We start from the raw sequence: 25,035 nt of genomic DNA, 5'->3' as shown, positions 1-25,035 counted from the left end.
CCGCTCCGCGCCTCCGGGCCCGGTGCGGCCCAGGACCACTACGAGATCCAGGTGTCCGCCACGTCGCTCCGCGCGACCGGGCGAACGCCTGGATCTTCGTCGTCATCGGCCGCCGAGCGCGGCGATGGCGGCCCAGACGACCATCATCAGCAGGCCGACCGCGCCGGTCGCGGTGAAGATGCCGCGCACGGTGCCGCCGCGCTCCTCCGGTGCCCTCGCCTCCGGATGGCGCAGCCGCCTCAGCCGAACCCGCTGCGCGCGCACCTCACGTTTCCAGCGCGCCACCTCCGCGGTCGTGCCACCGCCGTTCGCACGGAGCCCGGCGCCGTCGCCGTCCGCCTCTCGGAACCCGGCGCCGTCGCCGTCCGCCCCGCGGAGCTCGCTGCCGTCCGCACCGCGGAGACCGGTGCCGTCGCCGTTCGCCCGGCTCAGTGACACCGCCAGGCGCGCCTGGGCCTGCTGCAGCCGGCGCACCGCGCGCCGGCCCCGGATGCCGGCCTGGCCGTGGGCGTACCCGCGCGCGGCCGCACGCCGGGTGCCGGAGCCGAGCGCGCGCAGCTCCGCCTCGGTGGCGATCTCCGGATCGTTGAGGTCCGCCAGCAGCGACACGTAGTACTCCGCCTCCCGGCCGTGGGCGGCGCGCACCACGTACGCGATCAGCAGCAGCGGCGGAATGCCCTTGATCACCAGGATCAGCAGCACGCCGAGCGCGCCCTCGACCGGCCCGTCCAGCAATATCGGCGTGTTCCACAGGAAGTGGCAGGCCCAGGAGCCGGCGAACGCGAGCAGCGCGATCCCGGCCCGGCGGAACAGCGGCCGGTCCGTGCGCACCACCAGGTAGCCGACGCCGAGGCCGGCGAGCGCGCCGAACAGCGTGTGACTCCACAGCCCGGCCAGGAAGCCGCGCAGGAAGAACGTGATGACGACCGGCGACACCCGGTCGCCCTGCCCCTCCACCGCGACCGCGTTCACCGCGAAGACCACGTCCTCCGCGACCTGGAAGCCGAGCCCGACCATCGCGCCGTAGACCGCGCCGTCCAGCGGGCTGTTCACCTGCCCGGCCGCGACCAGCACGATCGCGAAGACACCGAGCACCTTGACGGTCTCCTCGATGGTCGGCCCGGCGATCGCGGCGCCCCAGCTCGCGGCGAACTCCGGCGAGACCAGCTTGGCCAGCACGTTGTGCAGCGCGCCGGCGCCGGGGATCGCCACCGCGGTGGCCACCAGCGCACCCCAGGCGAACGCGGTGGCCAGCAGCGTGCGCGGCTCCCGTTCCAGGAAGTCCAGACCCCCGACGAAGATCCAGAAGGGTACGGCGTAGAGCGCGAACAGCACGACCGCGACCACGGTGGCGACCGGGTAGCTCGTGACCGACTCGCGGAGGAACACGGTCATCCGCACCGCACCGACCGCCAGCAGCACCGCGAGCACCCAGAACGCGGGCAGCAGCAGCGCACCCCGGCTCAGCGCACCCTCGCGGGCCGGCAGGACCTCGTTGGGCTCGCTCACTCCGTACCCCGGACGGTGATGGATCTGGTGGAGGCGTCGATGGCGGCGCGCGCGGCGGACAGTTGCGGGTCGGTGCCGCTGACCGTGACCTCGATGGAGCGATCGCCGGCCAGGAAGACCGCGTACCGGCCGCCGCGGCCCGGTGCGCTGTAGCCGCCGGACAGGCCGAGCAACTGCCCGTCCGCGGTGGCGATGCTGGCCTCGCGTCCGACCACCTGATAGCCCCGGTTGGCAGCGATCTTGCGGCGCAGCTTGTCGGCCGCGTCCGGCAGACCACCCTCGAACGGCTGCACCACCACCGCGTACCGGATCGGGCCGACCAGGAAGAGCACGGTGCCGCGGTCGTCGGACGGGCGGGTCTTCGTCACGTCCAGCAGCGCGCCGGGCGGCGGGATCACGGTGACGCCGCCGCCCACCTCGTACGGCACGCCGTCCGGAAGCGCCTGTGTGGAGTCCAGTGACCGGTCCAGCGCGGGTAGGCCGACGGCGAGCAACCCGAGCACGAGCACGATGACGCCGCTGCCGAGCCCGTTCCGCAGCAGCCGACGCCACATCCCCACACATAGACGCTAACTGTTGCTGTGACGATTCGTGGCCTTCTTCTCACGGATCGTCCGAGTGACCGACCGGCGTTCAGCCGTCCAGGGTCAGCGTGGCGAGGTAATAGGGCCGGTCGGCATCGTCCACATCGGTGAGCCGCCACCGTGTCCCCTCGACGAGTCCACGCAGCTCCTCCACGGAACAGACCAGGTAGTCGAACCAGTCCGTGGTGATCTCCCGGTAGCGCAGCCGCAACCGCAGCTGCCCGCCGAGCCGCCCCCGCGACCGGTTGAGCTCGTGATAGCCGACGTGCACCGGGTCCGTGGTGCCGTACGGGTCGGTGCCGTGCGCGATCAGCCGGGCGCCGGGTGCGGCCATCTCGGCCAGCGCGGCCAGGAAGCCGGCGGCGCGGTGGTGTCCCTCCAGCAGCCCGAGGTTGTTGCCGAGCATGAGGAACGTGTCGTAGCGGCGCCCGTCCCGCGCGTGCTCGTCGACCGTGGCCAGGACGGTGTCGCGCACGCCCCGCCGGCGGCACACCGCGATCGCGCCGGGTGAGACGTCCAGCCCGGTCACGTCCACGCCGGACTCCTGCAGCGCCAGCGCGATCCGGCCGCCGCCGGTGCCGATGTCCAGCACCCGGCCCCGGGCAAGGGCGATCGCGCGGTGGTCGTGCGGCTGCCACTCGGCCGGTTCGGCCAGGTACTGGTCCGCGGGCGCGCCGTTGATCAGGCCGTCCTCGCGTTCGATGATCTCGATGACCGGGCGCGGCACCCGGCCGCCGGCCAACGGACGGCGGCCGACGCCGGTACGGATCGCGTAGGCGTCCCGGAGCATCTCGCCGAAGACGTCACCGACGCGTGGCCGGGGCACGATGTGTTCGTTGTCCACATCCGGCAGCCTGTCAGATGGCGGACACCGTTTCCGTCCGCCGCGCGTTGAGCCGTCCGTCACCCGGCCGCGTATATAAGGTCGAACACGGCCCACAGACAGAGCGAAGGCGGAGGAGCACACGGAATGACCGCGATTCCCTCCGCCCTGGCACTACCGGCGGGTCATGAAGAGCGGTCCGTCAGTCACCCTGGCGCTGCGTGGGGATCTGCCCCTGCAGCAGGGCGCGAACCTCAGACTCACGGTAGCGACGGTGGCCGCCCAGCGTGCGTATTGCGCTGAGCTTGCCCGCCTTCGCCCACCGGGTCACGGTCTTCGGGTCGACACGGAACATCGACGCGACCTCGGCCGGCGTGAGTAGCGGCTCTGGTTCGTGCGTACGCGATGCCATCGGTCACTCCTCCACAGGTACCTAAAGACATCGGCCGGGGTCCCGCCGGCCGACGCGTCTTTCATGGTCCGGCTAGTCCCCGATGTCCGACATGGGCCGAACGGACTAACGTCCCTGGATGGACGGATGAGCCATGACCGATTTATTGCGATTTTCTACGCCAGAAACCTACTTATTTGGACGCTTAGTCACGCTTCGTATCCAGCCAAGTACGAGCCTAGCCCATCATGGGAGCGCGTCCACGGTCCGATTCGACCCGCAATGTGCGCCATTTGCATGACAAATCGCGCAGCCGGTGACCGATAGAGGACTGCCACTACGTGACAACGACCGCGGGTAGACGAGTCGTCACGCCCCGCGGCCGTCGGGTCGATCGCGCTCAGTTACATCGCTCCAGCAACTGGACCGCGCGCCACCGGGCGACGAGCTTCTCGTACGCCTCGGTCGCACCCTCCGCGTCGCCGTTCGCGAGCCCGGCGAGGCCCTTCGCGACGAGCGCCGGCGAGTCGTCGGCCTCCAGCTCGTCGTCCGGCAGCAGATCCACCAGGCCGGCGTAGTCGAGCTCCACCACCGAACGCGGGTGGAACTCCTCCAGCCAGCGCGCGCCCTCCTCGACCGCCTCGGTGATCGGCGCGTCCCCGACACTCTTGCGCAGCACCGAGACGCCCCGGTGGGCACGGCGGCGGGCCTTCGAGATCTCGGTGCGGAAGCGCAGGCTCCGGCGGTTGCCCGGCCCGGTCACCAGCTCCCGCTCGGACTGGTCCACGAACACGAACCAGCGCAGCGGTACGCCCCAGGTGGAGGCCTGCTCGTGCACGCGCGGCACGCCCTCCTCCAGCACCCGGGCGCCGGTGCGCGCGTCGTCCACCACGGCCTTCGCCTGACCGGCCAGGATCGGCGGCACGAACGCGTCGGCGAGCACGGACGGCACGCCGTCCCGGGCGGAGAGCGCGGCCTCGGCGACCCGCAGCTTGAGGTTCCACGGGCAGACCAGGATGGTGTCGTCGTCCTCCAGCACGTACGCCTCGTCCGGCAGGTCGGGCAGCCGGGTCCAGCCGGCACCGAGCGCGGAGAGCACCGCGGTGCGCTGCCGCCCGGGGCCGTCGCCGGTCGCGATCGCCCGGCCCTCCCGCGCGTACCGCCGCCAGAACAGCTGGCGTTCCCGGTCGAAGGCGGTCAAGGGCTCGTAGACCCGCAGGTACGACGCGAACAGTGACGACACGGCCCGATCCTTCCACGCCGCGGTGAAGGGCTCGCCCACAGCATCTCCGATCACGGTACTTATCGCCCAGTCCAACGCCGAAGTCCTAGGGTTCTGTGTGGGCGACGACAATCCGCCCGCACACACGCCCCACAAGGGTCCGCACAACGCCAGAGGAGCAGACATGTCCTTCTTCGCCAATGACGACGACCAGGGGCTGACCGGTCACGAGCAGGTCGTCTTCTGCCAGGACAGGCAGTCCGGGCTCAAGGCCGTCATCGGCATCTACTCGACCGCACTGGGTCCCGCGCTCGGCGGCACCCGCTTCTTCCCCTATCCGGACGAGGAGTCCGCGGTCGAGGATGTGCTCAACCTCTCACGGGCGATGGCCTACAAGAACGCGCTCGCGGGCCTGGACCTCGGCGGTGGCAAGGCCGTCATCTGGGGCGACCCGGAGCAGCTGAAGAGCGAGGCGTTGCTGCGCGCGTACGGCCGGTTCATCGAGTCGCTGGGCGGCCGCTACTACACGGCGTGCGACGTCGGCACCTACGTGCCGGACATGGACGTGATCGCGCGCGAGACGCGGTACGTGACCGGACGCAGCGTCGAGCACGGCGGTGCCGGTGACTCGTCGATCCTCACCGCGTGGGGCGTCTTCCAGGGCATGCGGGCCGCGGCCGAGCACCTCTGGGGCAGCCCGTCGCTGTCCGGGCGGCGGATCGGCGTGGCCGGGCTGGGCAAGGTCGGCAAGTACCTGGTGGGGCACCTGATCGAGGACGGCGCGTCGGTGGTCGCCACGGACGTCAGCGAGGCCTCCCTGGCCTGGGCGCGGTCCACGTACCCGCAGATCGACCTGGTCGACGACACGGAGGCGCTGATCACCTCCGACATCGACGTCTACGCGCCGTGTGCGCTGGGCGGCGCGCTGAACGACGACTCGGTGCCGCGGCTGCGCGCGAAGGTGGTGGTCGGCGCCGCGAACAACCAGCTGGCCCACCCGGGCGTGGAGAAGCTGCTGGCGGAGCGCGGCATCCTGTACGCGCCCGACTACCTGGTGAACGCAGGCGGCGTGATCCAGGTCGCCGACGAGATCGAGGGCTTCAACTTCGAGCGCGCGAAGCTCCGGGCGAGCAAGATCTACGACACCACGAAGAAGATCCTCCAGCTCGCGGAGTCGGACGGCGTGCCGCCGGCGGTAGCCGCGGACCGGCTGGCCGAGCGCAGAATGGCCGAAGTCGGGCGGCTTCGGGGGATTCTGCTGCCGCGCCGGGCCTTTTAGCGACGCGCGAGGGGCAACGTGCGCTACCCGAGGTGCCGAACGTCGCCTCGCCCATGTACCGTAAGAGCCACGAGAGATGCCTGACGTCATCGGGGCCCGCCTTCGGGCTGCCCCGAATTCTGTGCGAGGGGGTCGAGCCATGGGGCGCGGCCGAGCCAAGGCCAAGCAGACGAAGGTGGCGCGGGAGTTGAAGTATCACTCCCCGAACACCGACCTCGCCGCCTTGCAGCGGGAGCTTACCGGCGGTTCGAGGTCGGAACACGACTTCGACGACGAGCACAATGAACGCCTCGACGATGACGACGAGGACGACACCGTAGACGACGACACGGATTCGTGGTCGTCGCCGCGGCGTCGCTCCTGACTGCTGGGCAATCTGAGCACGCGGCCCCCCGCGTGCTCACGCATGTCCGCATCGCCTGAGGATGTGACCACACCCCCTCGCCGCGGTGCTGCCTGCGCATGGCCAGCAGCATTCGACGTCATTATCAAGGTGTGCATACGCCGAAGACCGGCGGATCGTCGCAGTGTCACTGCGACGATCCGCCGGTCTCGCGTGCTCGGTCAACGGGGAGGGCGATTGTTCCAGTTGTAGAAGGTCGGGATGTTCTCGAAGTGGTTCCAGGCGCAGACCGCGCTGGACCCGTCGCCGCCGGCTGTCTCCGCGCGGCGTGAGCGCGCCTCCGCGGCCTCTTCGAGCAATGCGGTCAGTCCGGCACCTGCGTTCCGCACCCGCTCGGCCACCGAGTCGTTCCCCGACTCGGCGGCGTCATCCGGCTGCCGAGCGTTGGTGATCTCGGGCATGGTGCAGCACTCCCTCCAGTAAGCGGATCTTGCTGTTGCGGCAGTGGTTCGTCTCCGTACCGTCGAAACGCCCGTGCTCGAAGTATCGGTTGGCCGCGTGCGCGCCACCGCAGAACTCGAAGTACGGGCAACGGTTCCGGCACGCCTCCACGCCCGCGAGAAACTCGCCGATCCAGGGCGTCGACGTCGCGTCCGCCAGGATGTGGTCGAGCCCGCGCTCGAGCACGTTGCCGCTGGCGAAGTCGCCGTACCGCGGATCGGAGAAACCCGCCAGCTCCGGCGAGAGCAGCACGACCGAGCCGTCGTGCGCGATGGTAGGGATCGGGTCCAGCCGGCGCGGCAGCAGCGCACCGGTGGTGCCGTCCAGCACCGCGGCCGCGTACCGCAACGACAGCTCGACCTCCCGCAGGTGGATGCGCGGGTCCCGGCGCCAGGCCGCGACCAGCTCCGCCCAGAACGCGGTGACGGCCTCGGCGGAGAAGGCGTTGCCCCGCTCGTTCACGCCCTCCTGCTCCTCGATGTTGATGCCGAGCACGTCGCAGCCGAGCGTGAGGAAGTAGTCGTACAGCTCGGTGGCGAGCCCGGCGTGCGGCTCGCCGACCACGCACAGCGCGGAGAAACCGATGCCGTGCCGGCGCAGCGTCTCGACACCACGGGCGATCCGGTCGTACGCGGGACGGCCGCCCCGGGTGACCCGCTCGCCGTTACGCTCGCGCGGGCCGTCCACGCTCACGCTGACCCGCATGTCGTGCGCCGTGAAGAACTCGCACCAGGCGTCGTCGATCAACGTCGCGTTCGTCTGCACATGGTGCTCGACCTCGGGACCGAACGGCGCCATCAGCGCGGCCAGCGCGTCCCGCCCGGCCGCGAGCGGCTCACCGCCGTGCCACACGACGGAGAACCGGGTGTCGCGGGCCCAGCGGTTGACCGGCTCGGCCACCGCCTCCGCGACCGCGACCGGCATGCGCTTGTCGACCGCGCGGAACGGCAGGTAGCAGTAGGTGCAGTCGAGGTTGCAGAGGGTCGTCGGCTGCATCACCACATATGCCGGGACGGTGGCGATCCCGCGCATCCCCGAATCGGCCACCGCACCTCCTCCGCCGGCCCGCGCGCTCAGGTGAACTGCGGGTTCTGCCTTTTCAGGCTAGGCGGCGACGTCCAGCCGGGTGAAGACCCATCATGTACCCGGGGGACCGCCGAAGCACGCCGTGCCAGCCCTTTCCCGGATATGACGCGCCGTCGTCCGGTGCGGTTGCGCCAGCGGATCTTTGGTGACCAATCACCCATCGTGCAGGGAGGCCGCCCGCGGCCGACCGGTGCCCGCGGGAGCTCGCCCAACGACACCAGGCCGGAAGCGGGAAGATCAAGATTTTGATCTTCTGCTTCCGGCCTGGGACGAAGCCGTCGGAACCGATCAGCCGCGGGTGTGCTGGCCGATCATCTGGACCGTACCGGTGCCCTCGATGATCTCGCCGGCGTGCCAGGCGTCGACGCCACGGCCGGCCAGGAAGGCCAGGGCGCGGTCGGCGTCGGCGGCGGAGACGATGGCGAACATGCCGACGCCCATGTTGAACGTCGACTCCATCTCCGGGTCCTCGATCCGGCCCTTGGCCTGGACCAGCTCGAAGATGGACTGCGGCTTCCAGGTGGAGCGGTTGACCACCGCGTCCACGTGGTCCGGCAGCACGCGAACCAGGTTGCCGGGGATGCCACCGCCGGTGACGTGCGCGAGCGCGCGCACCTCGCACTCGGCGATCATGCCCAGGCAGTCCTTGGCGTAGATCTTGGTGGGGGTGAGCAGCTCCTCGCCGAGCGTGCGCTGGCGGCCGAACTCCTCGACGACCGTCTCCAGGCGCATCCGGCCGGCGCCGAGCAGCACGTGACGGACCAGCGAGTAGCCGTTGGAGTGCAGGCCGGAGGAGCGCATCGCGATCACGACGTCGCCGACCTCGACGCGGTCGCGGCCGAGGATGTCCTCCTCGTCGACCACGCCGACGCCGGTGGCGGACAGGTCGTACTCGTCGGGGCGGAGCACGCCGGGGTGCTCGGCCGTCTCGCCGCCGAGCAGCGCACAGCCCGCGTAACGGCAGCCGTCCGCGATGCCGGCGCCGATCTCCGCGACCTTCTCCGGCTCGACCTCGCCGCAGGCGATGTAGTCGAGCAGGAACAGCGGCTCGGCGCCGCAGGCCACCAGGTCGTCGACGACCATGGCGACCAGGTCGATGCCGACCGTGTCGTGGATGTTCAGCTGCTGGGCGATGACCAGCTTGGTGCCCACGCCGTCGGTGGACGAGGCGAGGATCGGGTTCTTGTACTTCTTGGCGTCCAGCCGGAACAGGCCCGCGAAGCCGCCCAGGTCGCCCATGACCTCGGGACGGGACGCGCGGCGCACCTTGTTCTTCAGCAGCTCGACGGCGCGTTCACCGGCGTGGATGGAGACGCCGGCGTCCGCGTACGTGACCGTGCGCTTTCCCCTGTTCCGGCCGGCCCCGGCCTGCCACGGCTGCCGGTCACCGTCCGCCGCGTCGTTGGCTCGCTCGGTCACGTGCGTCACGTTTCTCCCCTTGTGCTCTCGCGTCAGCCCGGGCGTGCCGCTCTGCGCGCTTGTCTGGCCGTACGGCCGCGACGCCACGGTTCTCGTGGATCGCGGCGTACACGGGCCTAAGAATGATGCGGCTTGTCCCCGCCACCGGGCGAGGCGACCAGGTCCGCCTCGTCGTTCTCCAGCTCGTGGTCGGGGCTCGGGCCGGGGGCCCCACCCTCCGCGACCTGTGCGGGCACGGACGGCATGCCGACGGACACCCGGCGGCCGACGCCCTCCAGCACGTGCTTGCCGATCATGTCATCGGCCGGCAGCGCAATCGGGTACTCCCCGTCGAAGCAGGCCCGGCAGAGCCGGGTCTTCGGCTGCTCGGTGGCGGAGATCAGGCCCGCCAGCGAGATGTAGCCCAGGGAATCCGCGCCGATCGCGCGCCGGATGCCCTCCGTGTCCAGTCCGTTGGCGATCAGCTCCGCGCGGGTGGCGAAGTCGATGCCGTAGAAGCAGGGCCAGCGCACCGGCGGCGACGAGATCCGCACGTGGACCTCGAGCGCGCCGGACTCGCGCAGCATGCGCACGATGGCCCGCTGGGTGTTGCCGCGGACGATCGAGTCGTCGACCACGACGATCCGCTTGCCGCGCACGTTCTCCCGGAGCGGGTTCAGCTTGAGCCGGATGCCCAGCTGCCGGATGGTCTGCGAGGGCTGGATGAAGGTCCGGCCGACGTAGGCGTTCTTGAGCAGGCCCTGACCGTAGGTGATGCCGGAGGCCTCTGCGTAGCCGATCGCGGCCGGGGTGCCGGACTCCGGCACCGGAATGACCAGGTCGGCCTCGACCGGGGCCTCCTTGGCCAGCTCACGGCCGATCTGGACGCGGGCCGAGTAGATGTTCCGCCCGTTGATCGTGGTGTCCGGGCGGGCGAGGTACACGTACTCGAAGAGGCAGCCCTTCGGGTCCGGCGTGGCGAAGCGCACCGAGCGCAGGCCGTCCTCGTCGATCGCGATCAGCTCGCCGGGCTCGACCTCGCGGACCACGCTGGCACCGCAGATGTCCAGCGCCGCGGTCTCGCTCGCGACCACCCAGCCGCGCTCCAGGCGGCCGAGCACGAGCGGGCGCACCCCGGCGGCGTCGCGAGCCGCGTACAGCGTGTTCTCGTCCATGAAGACGAAGCTGAACGCGCCGCGCACCCGCGGCAGCACCTGCAGCGCGGCCTGCTCCACCGACAGATCGGGGTACGACGCGAGCAGCGTGGTGACCAGCGACGTGTCCGTGGTCGAGCCGTCCGAGCCGCCGTCGAGGCCGCGCTCGGCGACCTCGCGGGCCAACTCGGCCGTGTTGACCAGGTTGCCGTTGTGCGCCAGCGCGATCGTGGTGCCCGACGTGGTCGCCTTGATCGTGGGCTGCGCGTTCTCCCAGTTGTTGCCGCCGGTGGTCGAGTAGCGCGCGTGGCCGACCGCGAGGTGGCCGCGCAGACTCGCCAGCGTGGGCTCGTCGAAGACCTGGGAGACCAGGCCGACGTCCTTGTAGACCACGACACCGGAGCCGTCACTCACGGCGATGCCGGCGGCCTCCTGGCCTCGGTGCTGAAGTGCGTAGATCCCGAAATAGGTGAGCTTTGCCACCTCTTCGCCCGGAGCCCACACTCCGAACACGCCGCAAGCATCTTGCGGGCCGGGCCTTTGGGGGTCGAGTTCGTGGCTCAACAGCCCGTCGCCTCGGGGCACCTGCCGCTCCATCCGTGTGCTTCGCGCGGAAGTTCCGTCCGCCCGGAACAGTGTACGCGAGGTCAAGCGAATGACGGAGAGCCACCTTTTCGCTGCCAGGGCGTGATCAACAACAGGTTGACCGGACAACTAGATAGGGATGTAGTTAGATATATCAGCACGGTTGCCGCTGATTCGCAGACGTCCCTGAGTAATCGCCTCGTCCCAGGACAGGCTTCCGGTGGCCAGTCGTACCCATGTCTCCGGGTCCATCTCGACCACATTGGGCGGTGTGCCGCGGGTGTGCCGGGGCCCCTCGACGCACTGAATCGCGCCGTACGGAGGAACCCGCACCTCCACCGAACGGCCGGGAACTTTGGCCGCGAGACCGGCGAGGAGCGCACGGACGGCGTCACGGAGAGCTACCCGCTCGGGGGTCTCACCGGCATCGAACGAGGCCAGCACTGTCGCCACTACTGCGGACTTATCGTGCGGAGAAGACACGTCGGGACGATACGTCTTCGCAGCCTCATCACTTGATGGCTCCCCTGGGTCGCGCGGGGGGTGCCGGACAAGGCATAGTGGCGCACGGTGTACTCAATCACGGGGTGAACCCGGCACGTCCGAGGCCGGGAGCAGATATCCCGGAAGGCGGTGGACGTGACAGCACACCGAAAGCCCTGGCGCGATTTGGCTGGTCAGCACGGCTTGACCTATCGGGTGGGCCGTGGACTACACACGCGTGCCGTCAGCGTACTCCGCGCCGGCGCGGCGGTCCTGGCAGTCACCGGTGCCGTGCTCTTCGTTACTCCGAGCTCAGCTCAGGCCGATCCGCCCGAGCTGACCATCAACCTGCAATCGGGCGCCCTGGCCGCGGGACAGAGCACGAAACTCTCCGTGACGGTCAAGCCCGACAACCCGACCGACACGCTCGCCGTGACGGTCGGGGTGTTCGACGGCGTCAAGTGCAGCCCGTGCTCCGGCACCGGCTCCTTCGAGGTGACGCTCACCGGCGACAACCTCGCCGCCGGCCAGACGCGCTCCGGCAGCGTCAAGGTCACCGCGGTCGGGACCCCGGTGATCGGCGACCCGGAGACCGAGGAGAAGACGGTCTCGCTGACGGTCAAGGGCCCGGACGCGGTCCAGACCGTCCGTAAGATCAGTGGTCGCGTGGTCGACGCCGCCACCGGCGAGGGCGTCTCCGGCGCCGCGGTCGTCATTCAGGACAGCGGCGGTCACCGGTACGACGCGGCCACCAACGGCCGGGGGACGTTCACGTTCAACGGCTCGGCGGACCGGCCGATCACGCCCGGCGCGATCCAGATCGTCGCGAGCGCGCGCGACTGGAAGGGCAACGGCGTCCAGACGATCAACGGCGGCAACGGCGCCACGGTCGACGGCGTGACGCTGCAGATGGTCTCCACGACCGCCTCCCCCAGCCCGACGCCCTCGGCGAGCGCCACCCCCAGCGCGACGCCCTCCGCCACCCCGTCCGCGGAGGAGTCGGAGGCATCCGAGGAGCCGGTGACCGACGTCACGGACGTTCCGGACACGAACAACGCGGCGAACCAGTCCGACGACGACGGGGGCATCCCGTGGTTCGTGGTGCTGATCGGCGCGCTGCTGGTCGCGGTCGGTGTCGGCACCATCGTGCTGCTGATGATCCGGCGCAAGCAGGACCGGGAAGCGGCCGAGGCCGAGGAGGAGGCCAAGAGCCGCACCCCCGTCGGGGCGGCGGCGGGCGGCTTCCGCGGCGACGACGCGACCCGCGTCGGCGGCGCCGGTCTGGGCGCGGGTGGCATGGACGACGCCACCCGGATCACCACGCCGATCTCCGACGCGCCGACCATGATCACACCGCGGGCGGCGATGGAGGAGTTCCCCGACCCGTACGGTGCGCCGCCCCCCGGCGCGCCCGGTGCCCCGAAGTGGGCCGGTAGCGACGACAACTTCGGCGGCAGCAACGACGCCACCCGCATCGGCTTCGGCGACGACCGGGGTGCCGGTTACGGCGGCGCCGGTGGTGGCTACGGCGGTGCGGCGCAGTCCGGCGGCTACGACGACGGCGGCTACGGCAACGACCGCGGTGCCGGCTACGGCGGCGCGGGTTCCGCCTCGGTCTCCGGCGGCGGCTACGGCGCCGGGGCTGCCTCCGTCTCCGGCAGCGGCTACGGTGCCGGTTCCGCCTCGGTCTCGGGCGGCGGCTACGGCGCCGGTGGCCGGGACGGTTACGACGGCGCCGGTTACGGCACCGACCGCGGTGGCTACGGCAACGACCAGTACGACGAGCCCACCGGCCGGTACAACGGCGGTGCGGACGGCTACGGCGGTCAGGGCGGCGGCTACGGCGCCACCCCGGCGGGCCCGTACGGGCAGCGTGCCGACCAGGGCGGCTACGGCGCCCAGGAGATCGACTACGGCACGCAGAACAGCCAGGCCCAGGGCGGCGGCTACGGCACCGGCCAGGGCGGCTACGGCGGCGGTGGGTACGCCGACGGGGCCGGCGGCGGTGGATACGCCGACGGGGCCGCGGGTGGCGGCTACGGCGGCGGCCAGGGCGGCTACGCCGACGGGACCGGTCAGGGCGGCTACGGCGGCCAGGGCGGTGCCGGCGGGGCCGCCGGTGGCAACTACGCCGGTGGCTACGGCGACCGCGGCGGTTACGACCAGGCCGGTTACGACCAGCAGGGCGGCTACGGCGCCGGTCAGGGTGGCTACCCGGCCCAGCCGGGCGGCGGTTACGACCAGCAGCCGGGCGCCGGTTACGACCAGCAGGGCGGCGACCGCAGCGGTTACGACCAGGGCGGCTACCGGGACAACCGCGGCAACCCGCCGCGCGGCGATCGGCGCATCGACTGGATGGACGACTGAGCCGACCGGCTCAGGTGACGGGGCTCGTGCCACACGGCACGGGCCCCGTCACCGTTTCGGGGCCGGGCGCTGTTTGTTTGGTCCGGGCGCTGTTGGTCTGGTCCGGGCGCTGTTTCGGGTCCGGGCGCCGTTTCAGGCCCGGCCGAAGATTCCACCGCGCAACAGCGGGACGACCGTGGAGGCGTCCCGTTCCAGTGCGATCGCCACGTCGTCGGCGAACCCGCGGGCGGTCAACTCCCGGCCGGAGACGCTGCCCCGGATCGCGGCCGCCACGTCCGGCACGCTGTTCAACGCGGCCAGCGCCACCGCGGCCTCCACCGAGAGACCGCCGCGCGCGCCGGCCAGCCCGTCCAGGATCGCGGCGGCGCCGAGCAGGTCCTCGACGCCCGGGCGCAGCGTGTCGTCCGGCCACCGCTCACCGGCCGCGATCACGCCGATCGGCGCGCGGGCCGTGCCGTACCCCTGATGCAGCAGCCAGCGGGCGACCGCGCGGGCGTTGCGCAGACACCCGGCCACGACCGGCAGCCCGGTGGCGCTGGCCGCGGCGCAGATCGCGGAACCGTTCGGCGACGGCAGGACCAGATCAGGCGTGCCCGGTGCCCGGCGCAGCGCGGCCGGGGAGAGCGACCACGGCCGCTCGACGCTCACCTCAGCCCGGCCGACCGCCGCGACCGCGCCGACGCGGGACGCGTACGCCTCGGCCTGCGCGCTCCACGGGAACGGGTGCACCCGCGTGCCACGCCCGACCGCGACGTCCACGGCGGTGGTGAACGACAGCACGTCGACCACGACCAGCGCGGCGCAGACACGGCCCAGCTCGCTGGCGCCGGCCAGCCCCCAGTCGAACCGCACACCCGCGCCCGGCTGCGCGTAGACCGCGTCCACCGGATCCGCCTCGCCGCTCACCGTGCCGCTCGCCTTCGCCGCCGTCGTGGGCACCGCGGTGCCGCTTCTCGAACGCACCCATGATGCCGCCCGCCGTCCCACACCGGAACGACAGGTGTCCGACGCCGCTCGCCGCTCGCGTGCCACGGAGGTGAGATGGCCGGTAAGTCGATTATTTCGCGCGCGCGGACGCCTCTGCCGGTACGCGGGTCGACGGTATGGCGGCTGTTCCGCTCGCCCGCTTCCGGCGTGGTCGCCGCCCACACGCTTTCGCAGGCACCGGTCGTCGCAGGGCAGCGCGGTAACTTCACCCCGCGTGGGGTGGTCAGGGCGGCAGCGGGGGTTCTTGCGCGATCCGAGGCCGGTCCGGTGCACCCGAGCGCCTCGGACACGCGCGCCGCGGTGGAGTGGGGGAGCCGGCACGCTGGGGTGGAATTCGCACCGATCTGAATGCCCTTGTCGGCGGGCCACGGACGGTGGGCGACAACCGGCAGGCGGCAGGCCCCCAGGCGGCAACCGGCAACCGGCAGGGCCGGGGCGACCGGTCACGAACATCGGGCGGCGAGCCACGGACCGCAGGCTGCGTACGGCAGGCCACGAACATCGGGCGGGGGCCGGCGAGCCACGGTTGGCGAGCCACTGACGGCGTGCGGCGGGGCCGCGGGCAGCAGCTGGCGTGCGGCGAACCGCAGGCGGCGAGCCGCAGACGGCAGCTGGCGTGCGGCGTGCGGCGAGCCGCAGATGGCAGCCTGCGACCAGCGAGCAGCGACCAGCGACCAGCGACCAGCGACCAGCGACCAGCGAGCAACGACCAGCGAGCAACGAGCAACGACCAGCGAGCAACGAGCAACGAGCAACGAGCAACGACCGGCGAGCAGCGAGCAGCGACCGGCGAGCAGCGACCGGCGAGCAGCGGGTAACGAGCAGCGTGCGGCAGCCGGCGTGCGGCGAGCTGCAGGCGGCGAACCGCAGCTGGCAGCTGGCAGCCGGCGGGCAGCGGGCAGCGGCCAGCAGCTGGCGTGCAGCGGGCAGCGAGCCGCAAGCCGCGAGCCGCGGGCGACGGTCGGCGGGCCACAAACAGGCCGCGGGTGACAGGCGACGGACCGCGGGACGGACCCGTGGGCGACAGGCGACAGACGACGGGCCGCCGGGCGGTGGGTGGTCGCGATGCGGAAGGTGGCAGATCGGCCGGTGGTGGAGCGGTGGTGTGCCGGAAAGGGCAGAGCCCGCGCTGATCGGGTCAGCGCGGGCTCTGCCGTGGTGCGTTCGGGTGACCGTTACTCGGTGCTGCCGTCAGCGGTGGGCTGGTCGGCGGCGTTCGTCTCGGTCTGTGCGGTGTCGGCCGGTGAGACGACGCCGTCGGCGCCGCTCGGGTCGGCCTGGGTGCTGTCCGCGGCGGCGGCCGGGAGGCCCTCCTCCGCGCCGGCGGCCGAGTCGGGCGCCGGGTCGGTGCCGATCGGCGCGGCCTGCGCCTCGGTCACGGCGGCGACCACGGCAGCGGCGGCGGCCACCGCGGCGGCACCCTCCGACGCGGCGGAGGAGACCGCCTCGGACGCCGAGGCCGGGACCGCCGAGCCGGCGGCCGGAACCGCGGAACCCGGAGCCACCGCACCGGCAGCCGAAGAACCGGCAACCGAAGCACCGGCAACGGGAGCACCGGCAACGGAAGCACCGGCAGCCGAAGCGGCGAAGGCGGTGTCGGCCGAGGGGATCTCGACGTGGCCGAAGAGGCGCGGGAGCGTGCCGGTGTGTGCCTCGCGCAGCTCGGTCAGCGGGATGCGGAACTGGCCGGTCACCTCGACCGCGTCGCTGGCGGCGTCGGTGGTGCCGATCGCGGTCCAGGGCAGCCCGTGCTCGTCGCAGAGCGCGGTGAACGCGGTCTCGTGCCCGCGCGGCACGGCCACCACGGCGCGGCCGGCGGACTCGCTGAACAGGTAGACGAACGGCGCCGAGCCGGTGGTGAACTCGTCCGGCAGCTCGACCGTGACGCCCACGCCACGTCGCAGCGACGACTCGACCAGCGTCTGGATCAGGCCGCCGTCCGAGAGGTCGTGCGCCGCGGTCAGGTGACCGACGCGCGCGGCCTCGGCCAGCACCTCGGCCAGCGCCTTCTCCCGGGCCAGGTCGACGCGCGGCGGCTCGCCACCGAGGTGGCCGTGGGTGACCCACGCCCACTCGGAGCCGGACAGCTCGTTGCGCGTCTCGCCGAGCAGGAAGACCAGGTCGCCCTCCGGGTGCGCGGACGGCGTGAAGCCGATCGGCACCCGGGTGGCCACGTCGTCGATGAGGCCGAGCACGCCGACCACCGGCGTCGGGTGGATCGCGGCCGCACCGGTCTGGTTGTAGAAGCTGACGTTGCCGCCGCTGACCGCGATGCCCAGCTCCTGGCAGCCGTCCGCGAGGCCGCGCACGGCCTCGGCGAACTGCCACATGACGGTCGGGTCCTCGGGCGAGCCGAAGTTGAGGCAGTTGGTGACCGAGATCGGCTTGCCGCCGGCCACGGCCACGTTCCGGTACGCCTCGGCCAGCGCCAGCTTCGCCCCGTTGTACGGGTCGAGGCGCGCGTAGCGGCCGTTGCCGTCGACGGAGAGCGCGACGCCGAGGCCGGTCTGCTCGTCGATGCGGAGCACGCCCGCGTCCTCCGGCTGGGCGAGGACCGTGTTGCCGAGCACGTACCGGTCGTACTGCTCGGTGACCCAGGTCTTGTCGCACAGGTTCGGCGAGGCGATCATGCGCAGCACGGTCTCCCGGAGCGCGTCGCCGCCGACCGGGCGGGGCAGCGTCTCGGCCCGGTCCGCGCGCAGCAGGATCAGGTCGGACGGTTCACGCATCGGGCGGTGGTAGACCGGTCCGTCGTCGACCAGCGAACCCGGCGGCACGTCGACGACCATGTGGTCGTTCCACGTGACGACCAGGCGGCCGCCGTCGGTGACCTCGCCGATCGCGGTGGCGAGCACGCCCCACTTGTCGGCGATCTTCAGCACGTCGTCGAGCTTCTCCGGCGCCACGATCAGGAGCATGCGCTCCTGGGACTCGCTGGCCAGGATCTCGTGCGGCGACATGGACGGCTCGCGCAGCGGCACCCGCTCCAGCCAGACCCGCATGCCGGCCTCGGCCGCGGCGGCGGTCTCGGTGAGCGCGCAGGTGAGGCCCGCGCCGCCGAGGTCCTGGATGCCGACGACCAGGCCGGCGTCGTACAGCTCCAGGCAGGACTCGATCAGGAGCTTCTCCATGAACGGGTCGCCGACCTGGACGGACGGGCGGCGCTGCTCGCTGCCGTCGTCGAAGGTCGCGCTGGCCAGCACGGAGACGCCGCCGATGCCGTCCCGGCCGGTCTTCGCGCCGAGCAGCACGACGATGTTGCCGGCGCCGGTCGCCTCCTTCTTCTGGAGGCGGTCGACCGGCAGCACGCCGATGCTGAGCGCGTTGACCAGCGGGTTGCCCTGGTAGCAGGGGTCGAAGACGACCTCGCCGCCGATGTTGGGCAGGCCCAGGCAGTTGCCGTAACCGCCGACGCCCGCGACGACGCCCGGCAGGACGCGCTGGGTGTCCGGGTGCTCGGCGTCGCCGAAGCGCAGCGGGTCCATCACCGCGATCGGGCGGGCGCCCATCGCGAGAATGTCGCGGACGATGCCGCCGACTCCGGTCGCGGCGCCCTGGTAGGGCTCGACGAAGCTCGGGTGGTTGTGCGACTCGACCTTGAAGGTCACCGCGAGCTCGTCGGAGATCTGGATGACGCCGGCGTTCTCACCGATGCCGGCCAGCAGCCGCTCGTTCTTCGGCGCCTTCTCGCTGAACTGCTTCAGGTGGACCTTGCTCGACTTGTAGGAGCAGTGCTCGCTCCACATGATCGAGTACATCGCCAGCTCGGACTGGGTCGGCCGGCGGCCGAGGATGTCACGGATCCGCTGGTACTCGTCCTCGAGCAGGCCGAGCTCCGCGAACGGCTGCAGCTCCTCGGGGGTGGAGCCGGCGCGGTCGACCGTGTCGGGCGCAGACACCGCGGTCTCCTTCGGTGAGATCAGTTCCTGGGTCACGCCGGCACCGCCGCGGACTTGCCGGCGAGGTGCGCGAGGACGGAGGCGAACAGGCCGAGACCGTCGAGGGACGGTCCGGTCAGCGCCTCGACGGCGTGCTCCGGGTGCGGCATGATGCCGACGACGTTGCCGCGCTCGTTGGTGATGGCGGCGATGTCGCGCTGCGACCCGTTGGGGTTGCCGCGGATGTATCGGGCGACGACCCGGCCCTCCGCCTCCAGCGCGTCCAGCGTGCGCTGGTCGGCGACGTAGCAGCCCTCACCGTTCTTCACCGGGATCAGGATCTCCTGGCCGTCGGTGAACGTGCCGGTCCAGGCGGTGCTGGTCGACTCGACCTTCAGCCACTGGTCGCGGTTGCGGAAGTGCAGGTGCTGGTTGCGGGTCAGCGCGCCGGGCAGCAGGTGCGCCTCGCAGAGGATCTGGAACCCGTTGCAGATGCCGAGCACCGGCAGGCCACCGTTGGCCGCGTCGATGATCGACTCCATCGCGGGAGAGAACCGGGCGATCGCGCCGCAGCGCAGGTAGTCGCCGTAGGAGAAGCCGCCGGGGAGAACGACCGCGTCGACGCCGTGCAGGTCCGGGTCGGCGTGCCAGAGGCGCACGGCCTCGGCACCGGCCAGCCGGACGGCGCGCGCGGCGTCGCCGTCGTCCAGCGAACCCGGGAAGGTGACCACACCGATCCGCATGGTCAGGCCTTCACCTGCTCGTCGGCGTGGATGGTGAAGTCTTCGATGACCGGGTTGGCCAACAGCTTGTCGGCGATCTCCCGGACCCGGTCCAGATCGGCGTCGCCGGAGAACTCCAGCTCGATGCGCCGCCCGATGCGAACCGACGTCACGTCGGTGACATCGAGCCGGGGCAGTGCGTTGGCGACGGCCTGGCCTTGCGGATCGAGGATCTCCGGCTTGAGCATGACGTCGACGACGACGCGAGCCACGAGGCACTCCTGACTGTTTGCGCTGTCCTAGCTGTCTGCGGCCGGTGGTGACCATCCGGCCCACCAGCACCGGCCTGGAGGGGCGAGCGCCCTCAGAGTACCTGGTGGCCGGTGCGCAACCAGCACCGGCCGACCCGGCCACCAGCACTTATCCGGGGAGCGACGAAGGTCACTCCCCGGGTAATCGTTAAATCGGTCAAAGACACTTATAAGCGGTTAAATCACCAGAGTACGGCGACCGCGGTCACAGGATCGGCGCGGGCGAATAACCGGCCGCGATCGGGTGTGCCGCGACCACGTCCGCGACCCGGTCCGCGACCGAGTGCACCTGTGCCGGCGCGGCGCCGACGAACGCGGCCCGGTCCGCCACGAGCGCGTCGATCTCGGCGCGCGACAGGTTCAGCCGGCCGTCCGTGGCGAGCCGGTCGAAGAGGTCGTTCTCCGCCGCGCCCTTCTCGCGCATGGCCAGCGCGACCGCGACCGCGTGCTCCTTGATCACCTCGTGCGCGGTCTCCCGGCCGACGCCACGCCGTACCGCCGCGACCAGGACCTTGGTCGTCGCCAGGAACGGCAGGAACCGGTCCAGTTCCCGGCCGATCACCGCGGGGTAGGCGCCGAACTCGTCGAGCACGGTCAGGAACGTCTGGAAGAGCCCGTCCGCCGCGAAGAACGCGTCCGGCAGCGCGACGCGGCGCACCACGGAGCAGGACACGTCGCCCTCGTTCCACTGGTCACCGGCCAGCTCGCCGACCATCGACAGGTAACCCCGGATGATCACGGCGAAGCCGTTGACCCGCTCGCTGGACCGGGTGTTCATCTTGTGCGGCATCGCGGACGAGCCGACCTGACCGGGCTTGAAGCCCTCGGTGGCCAGCTCCTGGCCGACCATCAGGCGGATCGTGGTGGCCAGCGACGACGGCGCGGCCGCGACCTGGGCGAGCGCGGCGACCACGTCGAAGTCGAGCGAGCGCGGGTAGACCTGGCCGACGCTGTCCAGCACGCGCTCGAAGCCGAGGTGCCGGGCGACCCGCCGCTCCAGCTCGGCCACCTTGTCCGCGTCGCCGTCGAACAGGTCGAGCTGGTCCGCGGCGGTGCCGACCGGGCCCTTGATGCCGCGCAGCGGGTAGCGGCGGATCAGGTCGTCGATCCGCTCGTACGCGATCAGCAGCTCCTCGGCCGCGGACGCGAACCGCTTGCCGAGCGTGGTGGCCTGCGCCGCCACGTTGTGCGACCGGCCGGTCATCACCAGGTCGGAGTGCTCGATCGCGAGCCGGGACAGGCGGGCCAGCGTCGCGACCACGCGATCGCGGATCAGCACCAGCGACGCGCGGATCTGCAGCTGCTCGACGTTCTCCGTGAGGTCGCGCGAGGTCATGCCCTTGTGCACGTGCTCGTGCCCGGCGAGCGCGCTGAACTCCTCGATCCGGGCCTTGACGTCGTGCCGGGTGATCCGCTCCCGGGCCGCGATCGACTCCAGGTTGACCCGGTCGAGCACGGCCTCGTAGGACTCGATCACGCCTTCGGGCAGCGCGATCCCGAGGTCACGCTGCGCGCGGAGCACGGCGACCCAGAGCCGCCGCTCCATGCGGATCTTCTCTTCCGGTGACCAGATCGCGAGCAGCTCGGTCGAGGCGTACCGCCCGGCGAGAACGTTCGGGATGCGCGGGCGCTCGGGGGTGTCGGGGAGGGAAGTCACGGCCGAAGTGTCTCACGTTCGCCCTGCGTCTCCGCCCGGCCGCCCGTCCGACAAGATCCATGGGTCGCTATTTCAAGATCAAAATCCCTCGCCGGTACGGTGCTGAGCGCACTCGTTCCGAAACGGTTGGCGCGCGTGGCCGTGAACTAATTCACCGTTCGACGATCGCGACCACGCCGAGCCCACCGGCCGCGCAGATGGAGATCAGCCCGCGGCCCGCCGGGCGCGCGCTCAGCAGCTTGGCGAGCGTGGCGACGATCCGGCCACCGGTCGCCGCGAACGGATGCCCGGCCGCCAGCGACGAACCGTTCACGTTCAGCCGGCTCCGGTCGATCGCGCCGAGCGGCGCCTCCAGGCCGAGCCGCTCCTTGCAGAACTCCGGCGACTCCCAGGCCTTCAGCGTGGCGAGCACCTGGGACGCGAACGCCTCGTGGATCTCGTAGTAGTCGAAGTCCCGCAGCGTGAGCCCGTTGCGGGCGAGCAGCCGCGGCACCGCGTAGGCCGGCGCCATCAGCAGTCCCTCGTCGCCGTGCACGAAGTCCACGCCCGCGGTCTGGCTGTCGCCAAGATAGGCCAGAACGGGAAGATTGTGCGCTGCCGCCCACTCCTCGGATGCGAGCAGCACCGTCGACGCGCCGTCGGTCAGCGGCGACGAGTTGCCCGCGGTCATCGTCGGGTGCGCGCCCGCGGTGCCGAAGACCGGCTTGAGCCGGGCCAGCTTCTCCGCCGACGTGTCCGCCCGCAGGTTCTGGTCGCGGTGCAGCCCCAGATAGGGCGTGACCAGATCGTCGAAGAACCCTCGCTCGTACGCCGCGGCCAGGTTCTGATGCGAGCGCAGCGCGAGCTCGTCCTGATCCTCCCGGCTGATCTCCCAGGTCTCCGCGGTGCGCGCCGCGTGCTCGCCCATGGACAGTCCGGTCCGCGGTTCCGCGTTGCGCGGCATCTCCGGCTTGAACGGCTGCACCGGGCGCAGCTTCGTGGCGGCCCGGAGCCGGGCGCCGAGCGTGCGCGCGGTGTTCAGCTCCAGCAGCGCGCGACGGAAGTCCTCGTTCAGCGCGAGCGGCGCGTCCGACGTGGTGTCCACGCCACCGGCCACCCCGACCTCGATCTGCCCGAGCGCGATCTTGTTGGCGACCAGGATCGCCGCCTCCAGCCCGGTGCCGCAGGCCTGCTGCACGTCGTACGCCGGGGTGCGCGGGTCCAGCTGGGAGCCGAGCACCACCTCGCGGGTCAGGTTGAAGTCGCGGGAGTGCTTGAGCACGGCACCGGCGACGACCTCGCCGAGCACCTCGCCGGCCAGGCCGAACCGGGCGACCAGCCCGTCCAGCGCGGCGGTCAGCATGTCCTGGTTGGATGCCTGCGCGTACCGCCCGTTCGACCGGGCGAACGGAATGCGGTTGCCACCCAGGATCGCGACCCGGCGGATGCTCTGCTGCACGACTCTCCCTCCCGACTTACTGATGGGTAGGCTACGCCTATGGTGGACCGGTACGCGACCTTCGCCAACTCCGCCGCGGGCAAGGCGCTCGTCAAGCGCCTCGGCCTGCCGGCGCCGACCACGCTGCGCCGCTACTCCCCCGGAGATCCGCTGGTCACCGGCCCGGTGCTGGTCGACGCGGCACCCGGCGGCCGGCTCGCCCCGGCGATCCGCAAGATCCTCGACGAGGCCGGCGTCGTGCTGCGCGACCCGGTCGCGGCCGCGGTGGAGGCCGGCGCGTCCGAGACGCCCGGCCGGCTCGCCGCACTGATCTTCGACGCCACCGGCGTCACCTCCTCGGACCGGCTGCGCACGCTCTACGACTTCTTCCACGCCCACGCCCGCACGCTGCTGCCGTCCGGCCGGGTGATCGTGCTCGGCACCGCGCCGGAGGACTGCGCCGCCCCGCGCGAGGCGATCGCGCAGCGCGCGCTGGAGGGCCTGGTGCGCAGCATCGGCAAGGAGTTCGGCCGGGGCAGCACCGCCCAGCTGGTCTACGCCGCACCGGACGCGCCGCTGGAGTCCACCCTGCGCTTCCTGCTCTCCGGCCGCTCCGCGTACGTCTCCGGCCAGGTCATCCGCATCGGACCGGCGGTGACCGCCGCACCGACCGAGCCCGCCGCTCCAGCCGAGCCCGCTGCTCAAGACAGGCCCGCCGCTCAGGACGCGCCCGCCGCTCAGGACGGGTCGCCGGTGGACTGGGAGCGGCCGCTGGCCGGCCGGGTCGCGCTGGTCACCGGCGCGGCGCGGGGCATCGGCGCGGCCATCGCCCGGGTGCTGGCCCGGGACGGCGCCCGGGTGATCGCGCTGGACGTGCCGGCCGCCGGTGAGCCGCTGGCCGCGCTGGCCAACGAGATCCGCGGCGAGGCGCTGCAGCTCGACGTGACGGCCGCGGACGCGCCGGATCGGCTGGCCGGCTACCTCCGTGACCGGCACGGCCGGGTCGACGTGGTGGTGCACAACGCGGGCATCACCCGGGACCGCACGCTCGGCCGGATGACCGCGGAGCAGTGGGACTCCGTGATCGACGTGAACCTGTCCAGCCAGGAACGGATCAACGACGCGATCCTGGAGCTGCTCCCGGCCGGCGGCCGGCTGATCCAGGTCTCCTCGATGAACGGCATCGCCGGCAACCGCGGCCAGGCGAACTACGCCGCGTCCAAGGCCGGCGTGATCGGGCTGGTGCAGGTGCTGGCGCCGACGCTGGCCGCGCGCGGCGTGACGGTCAACGCGGTCGCGCCCGGCTTCATCGAGACGCCGATGACCGCGAGGATGCCGGTCCCGTTGCGCGAGGCGAGCCGCCGGCTGAACAGTCTCAGCCAGGGCGGCCTGCCGGTCGACGTGGCCGAGACGATCGCCTGGTTCGCGTCGCCCGGGTCGTCCGGCGTGACCGGCAACGTGGTGCGGGTCTGCGGTCAGAGCCTGATCGGCGCCTGATGTCGGTCTACCTGCGCGCCGCCCTCGGCCTGCTGCCGCTCGGTTCCCGCCCGGACCGGCTGCCGTCCCGGACGCTGACGCGCTCCGGCGTCGCCGTGGACCGCGCGCACCTCGCACGGTACGACCGGGTCTGCGGCTTCCGGCTGGACGACGCGCTTCCCCTGACGTACCCCCATGTGCTGGCCTTCGACCTGGCCATGGAGCTGATGACGGATCGCGCGTTCCCGTTCCCGGCGGTCGGGCTGCTGCACGTGACGAACCGGATCGAGGTGCTGCGGCCGCTGACCGCGGACGACCGCCTCGACCTCTCGGTTCGCGCGGTCGACCTGCGTGATCATCCGCGCGGCCGGCAGTTCGACGTCGAGACCACGGTGACGGTCGACGGCGAGACCGCCTGGCGTTCCCGCGCCGCCTACCTGCGCCGCGGCCCGGGCCGGGGCGAGCATCCCGCGGGCGGCCCGGAACTGCCGGCCCCGTCCGCCCGGTGGCGGCTGACGCCGTCGATCGGCCCGGAGTACGCGGCCGTCTCCGGCGACCACAACCCGATCCACACGTCGTGGCTCGGCGCGCGTGCGTTCGGCTTCCCGGGCCCGATCGCGCACGGCATGTGGACCCTCGCCCGGTGCCTGTCCGCCGTGGCGGGCCGGCTGCCGGCGACCGGCGTGGTCACGACCGAGTTCCGCCGTCCGGTGCCGCTCTCCGCGACCGTCGCGTTCGGCACCGACCTGCGCGCCTTCGCCGTGACCGCGCCCCGGTCCGGCAAACCCTTCCTGACCGGCACCGTCGCCGCCCGATCCAGCTGATCGGGGCGTCCCCCGCGCCGCGGGACGGCACGGGGGAC

The 25,035-nt window shown here is 71.9% G+C and carries 21 protein-coding genes; 5 read left to right on the top strand and 16 right to left on the bottom strand.

Features of this window, described 5'->3' with window-relative positions; genetic code table 11:
* Positions 1-102: 102 nt before the first annotated feature.
* The 5 genes from J2S44_RS19955 to J2S44_RS19935 form a co-directional block, all read right to left on the bottom strand.
* Positions 103-1,509 carry a PrsW family intramembrane metalloprotease gene (locus J2S44_RS19955; RefSeq protein WP_310416103.1) on the bottom strand — a complete coding sequence of 469 codons (1,407 nt, stop codon included), beginning with the start codon at positions 1,507-1,509 and terminating at the stop codon, positions 103-105.
* Complete coding sequence (locus J2S44_RS19950; RefSeq protein ID WP_310429789.1) at positions 1,506-2,063, bottom strand: hypothetical protein; 558 nt, start codon at positions 2,061-2,063, stop codon at positions 1,506-1,508. The genes J2S44_RS19955 and J2S44_RS19950 overlap by 4 nt, the downstream gene beginning before the upstream one ends.
* A gap of 79 nt (positions 2,064-2,142) precedes the next feature.
* Positions 2,143-2,883 carry a class I SAM-dependent methyltransferase gene (locus tag J2S44_RS19945; RefSeq protein WP_310429787.1) on the bottom strand — a complete coding sequence of 247 codons (741 nt, stop codon included), beginning with the start codon at positions 2,881-2,883 and terminating at the stop codon, positions 2,143-2,145.
* A 235-nt stretch (positions 2,884-3,118) separates the two neighbouring features.
* Entirely contained in the window at positions 3,119-3,328 is a 210-nt protein-coding gene (locus J2S44_RS19940) for a BldC family transcriptional regulator (protein WP_033343489.1), read from the bottom strand.
* Between the two features lie 379 nt (positions 3,329-3,707).
* Positions 3,708-4,550 (bottom strand): DUF8083 family protein, encoded by an 843-nt coding sequence (locus J2S44_RS19935; RefSeq protein ID WP_310416100.1) that lies wholly within the window; start codon positions 4,548-4,550, stop codon positions 3,708-3,710.
* Positions 4,551-4,713: 163 nt separating this feature from the next.
* Here J2S44_RS19935 and J2S44_RS19930 point away from each other — a divergent pair, with 163 nt between their 5' ends.
* Positions 4,714-5,808 (top strand): Glu/Leu/Phe/Val family dehydrogenase, encoded by a 1,095-nt coding sequence (locus J2S44_RS19930; RefSeq protein WP_310416098.1) that lies wholly within the window; start codon positions 4,714-4,716, stop codon positions 5,806-5,808.
* Positions 5,809-5,947: 139 nt separating this feature from the next.
* Positions 5,948-6,172, top strand: a complete 225-nt coding sequence (locus J2S44_RS19925; RefSeq protein ID WP_306836176.1) for a DUF3073 domain-containing protein — start codon at positions 5,948-5,950, stop codon at positions 6,170-6,172.
* A gap of 200 nt (positions 6,173-6,372) precedes the next feature.
* Here J2S44_RS19925 and amcA read toward each other — a convergent pair whose 3' ends face one another.
* From amcA to J2S44_RS19900, 5 genes are all read right to left on the bottom strand, one after another.
* Complete coding sequence (gene amcA / locus J2S44_RS19920; protein ID WP_310416095.1) at positions 6,373-6,612, bottom strand: multiple cyclophane-containing RiPP AmcA; 240 nt, start codon at positions 6,610-6,612, stop codon at positions 6,373-6,375.
* Entirely contained in the window at positions 6,578-7,684 is a 1,107-nt protein-coding gene (amcB, locus tag J2S44_RS19915; protein WP_310429785.1) for a cyclophane-forming radical SAM peptide maturase AmcB, read from the bottom strand. The genes amcA and amcB overlap by 35 nt, the downstream gene beginning before the upstream one ends.
* Positions 7,685-8,026: 342 nt before the next feature.
* Positions 8,027-9,166 (bottom strand): phosphoribosylformylglycinamidine cyclo-ligase, encoded by a 1,140-nt coding sequence (purM, locus tag J2S44_RS19910; RefSeq protein ID WP_310416092.1) that lies wholly within the window; start codon positions 9,164-9,166, stop codon positions 8,027-8,029.
* Between the two features lie 107 nt (positions 9,167-9,273).
* Positions 9,274-10,875: an amidophosphoribosyltransferase gene (gene purF / locus J2S44_RS19905; RefSeq protein ID WP_310416089.1), complete on the bottom strand. Its 1,602-nt coding sequence runs from the start codon at positions 10,873-10,875 to the stop codon at positions 9,274-9,276.
* 129 nt (positions 10,876-11,004) lie between these two features.
* Positions 11,005-11,358, bottom strand: coding sequence for a sterol carrier family protein (locus tag J2S44_RS19900; RefSeq protein WP_374727870.1), 354 nt, complete (start codon positions 11,356-11,358; stop codon positions 11,005-11,007).
* Between the two features lie 291 nt (positions 11,359-11,649).
* Between J2S44_RS19900 and J2S44_RS19895 the strand changes: the two genes are divergently transcribed.
* Complete coding sequence (locus J2S44_RS19895) at positions 11,650-13,725, top strand: peptidase associated/transthyretin-like domain-containing protein (RefSeq protein ID WP_310416083.1); 2,076 nt, start codon at positions 11,650-11,652, stop codon at positions 13,723-13,725.
* A gap of 132 nt (positions 13,726-13,857) precedes the next feature.
* Here the strand turns inward: J2S44_RS19895 and J2S44_RS19890 are convergent, their stop codons facing one another.
* The 6 genes from J2S44_RS19890 to J2S44_RS19865 form a co-directional block, all read right to left on the bottom strand.
* Positions 13,858-14,664 (bottom strand): 2-phosphosulfolactate phosphatase, encoded by an 807-nt coding sequence (locus tag J2S44_RS19890; protein WP_374727869.1) that lies wholly within the window; start codon positions 14,662-14,664, stop codon positions 13,858-13,860.
* 1,223 nt (positions 14,665-15,887) lie between these two features.
* On the bottom strand, positions 15,888-18,647 hold the full coding sequence (gene purL, locus J2S44_RS19885) for a phosphoribosylformylglycinamidine synthase subunit PurL (protein WP_374727868.1): 2,760 nt from the start codon (positions 18,645-18,647) through the stop codon (positions 15,888-15,890).
* Complete coding sequence (gene purQ / locus J2S44_RS19880; RefSeq protein WP_307248946.1) at positions 18,644-19,339, bottom strand: phosphoribosylformylglycinamidine synthase subunit PurQ; 696 nt, start codon at positions 19,337-19,339, stop codon at positions 18,644-18,646. The genes purL and purQ overlap by 4 nt, the downstream gene beginning before the upstream one ends.
* Positions 19,336-19,584 (bottom strand): phosphoribosylformylglycinamidine synthase subunit PurS, encoded by a 249-nt coding sequence (purS, locus tag J2S44_RS19875; protein WP_307248943.1) that lies wholly within the window; start codon positions 19,582-19,584, stop codon positions 19,336-19,338. The genes purQ and purS overlap by 4 nt, the downstream gene beginning before the upstream one ends.
* Positions 19,585-19,828: 244 nt before the next feature.
* A complete protein-coding gene (gene purB / locus J2S44_RS19870) occupies positions 19,829-21,244 on the bottom strand; it encodes an adenylosuccinate lyase (RefSeq protein WP_445343971.1) in 1,416 nt (471 codons plus the stop codon).
* Between the two features lie 187 nt (positions 21,245-21,431).
* Positions 21,432-22,718 (bottom strand): acetyl-CoA C-acetyltransferase, encoded by a 1,287-nt coding sequence (locus J2S44_RS19865; protein WP_310416076.1) that lies wholly within the window; start codon positions 22,716-22,718, stop codon positions 21,432-21,434.
* 39 nt (positions 22,719-22,757) lie between these two features.
* On the opposite strand from J2S44_RS19865, the gene J2S44_RS19860 reads away from it, so the two are divergent.
* Complete coding sequence (locus J2S44_RS19860; protein ID WP_310416074.1) at positions 22,758-24,194, top strand: 3-oxoacyl-ACP reductase; 1,437 nt, start codon at positions 22,758-22,760, stop codon at positions 24,192-24,194.
* Positions 24,194-24,997: a MaoC family dehydratase gene (locus J2S44_RS19855; protein WP_310416071.1), complete on the top strand. Its 804-nt coding sequence runs from the start codon at positions 24,194-24,196 to the stop codon at positions 24,995-24,997. Before J2S44_RS19860 ends, J2S44_RS19855 begins: the two co-directional genes overlap by 1 nt.
* Positions 24,998-25,035 lie beyond the last annotated feature (38 nt).

The sequence above is a fragment of the Catenuloplanes niger genome, from assembly GCF_031458255.1.
Classification (GTDB): Bacteria; Actinomycetota; Actinomycetes; order Mycobacteriales; family Micromonosporaceae; genus Catenuloplanes; species Catenuloplanes niger.
The sequence above is the reverse complement of the archived record's forward strand: the minus strand, read 5'-3'. Positions and strand labels throughout refer to the sequence as shown.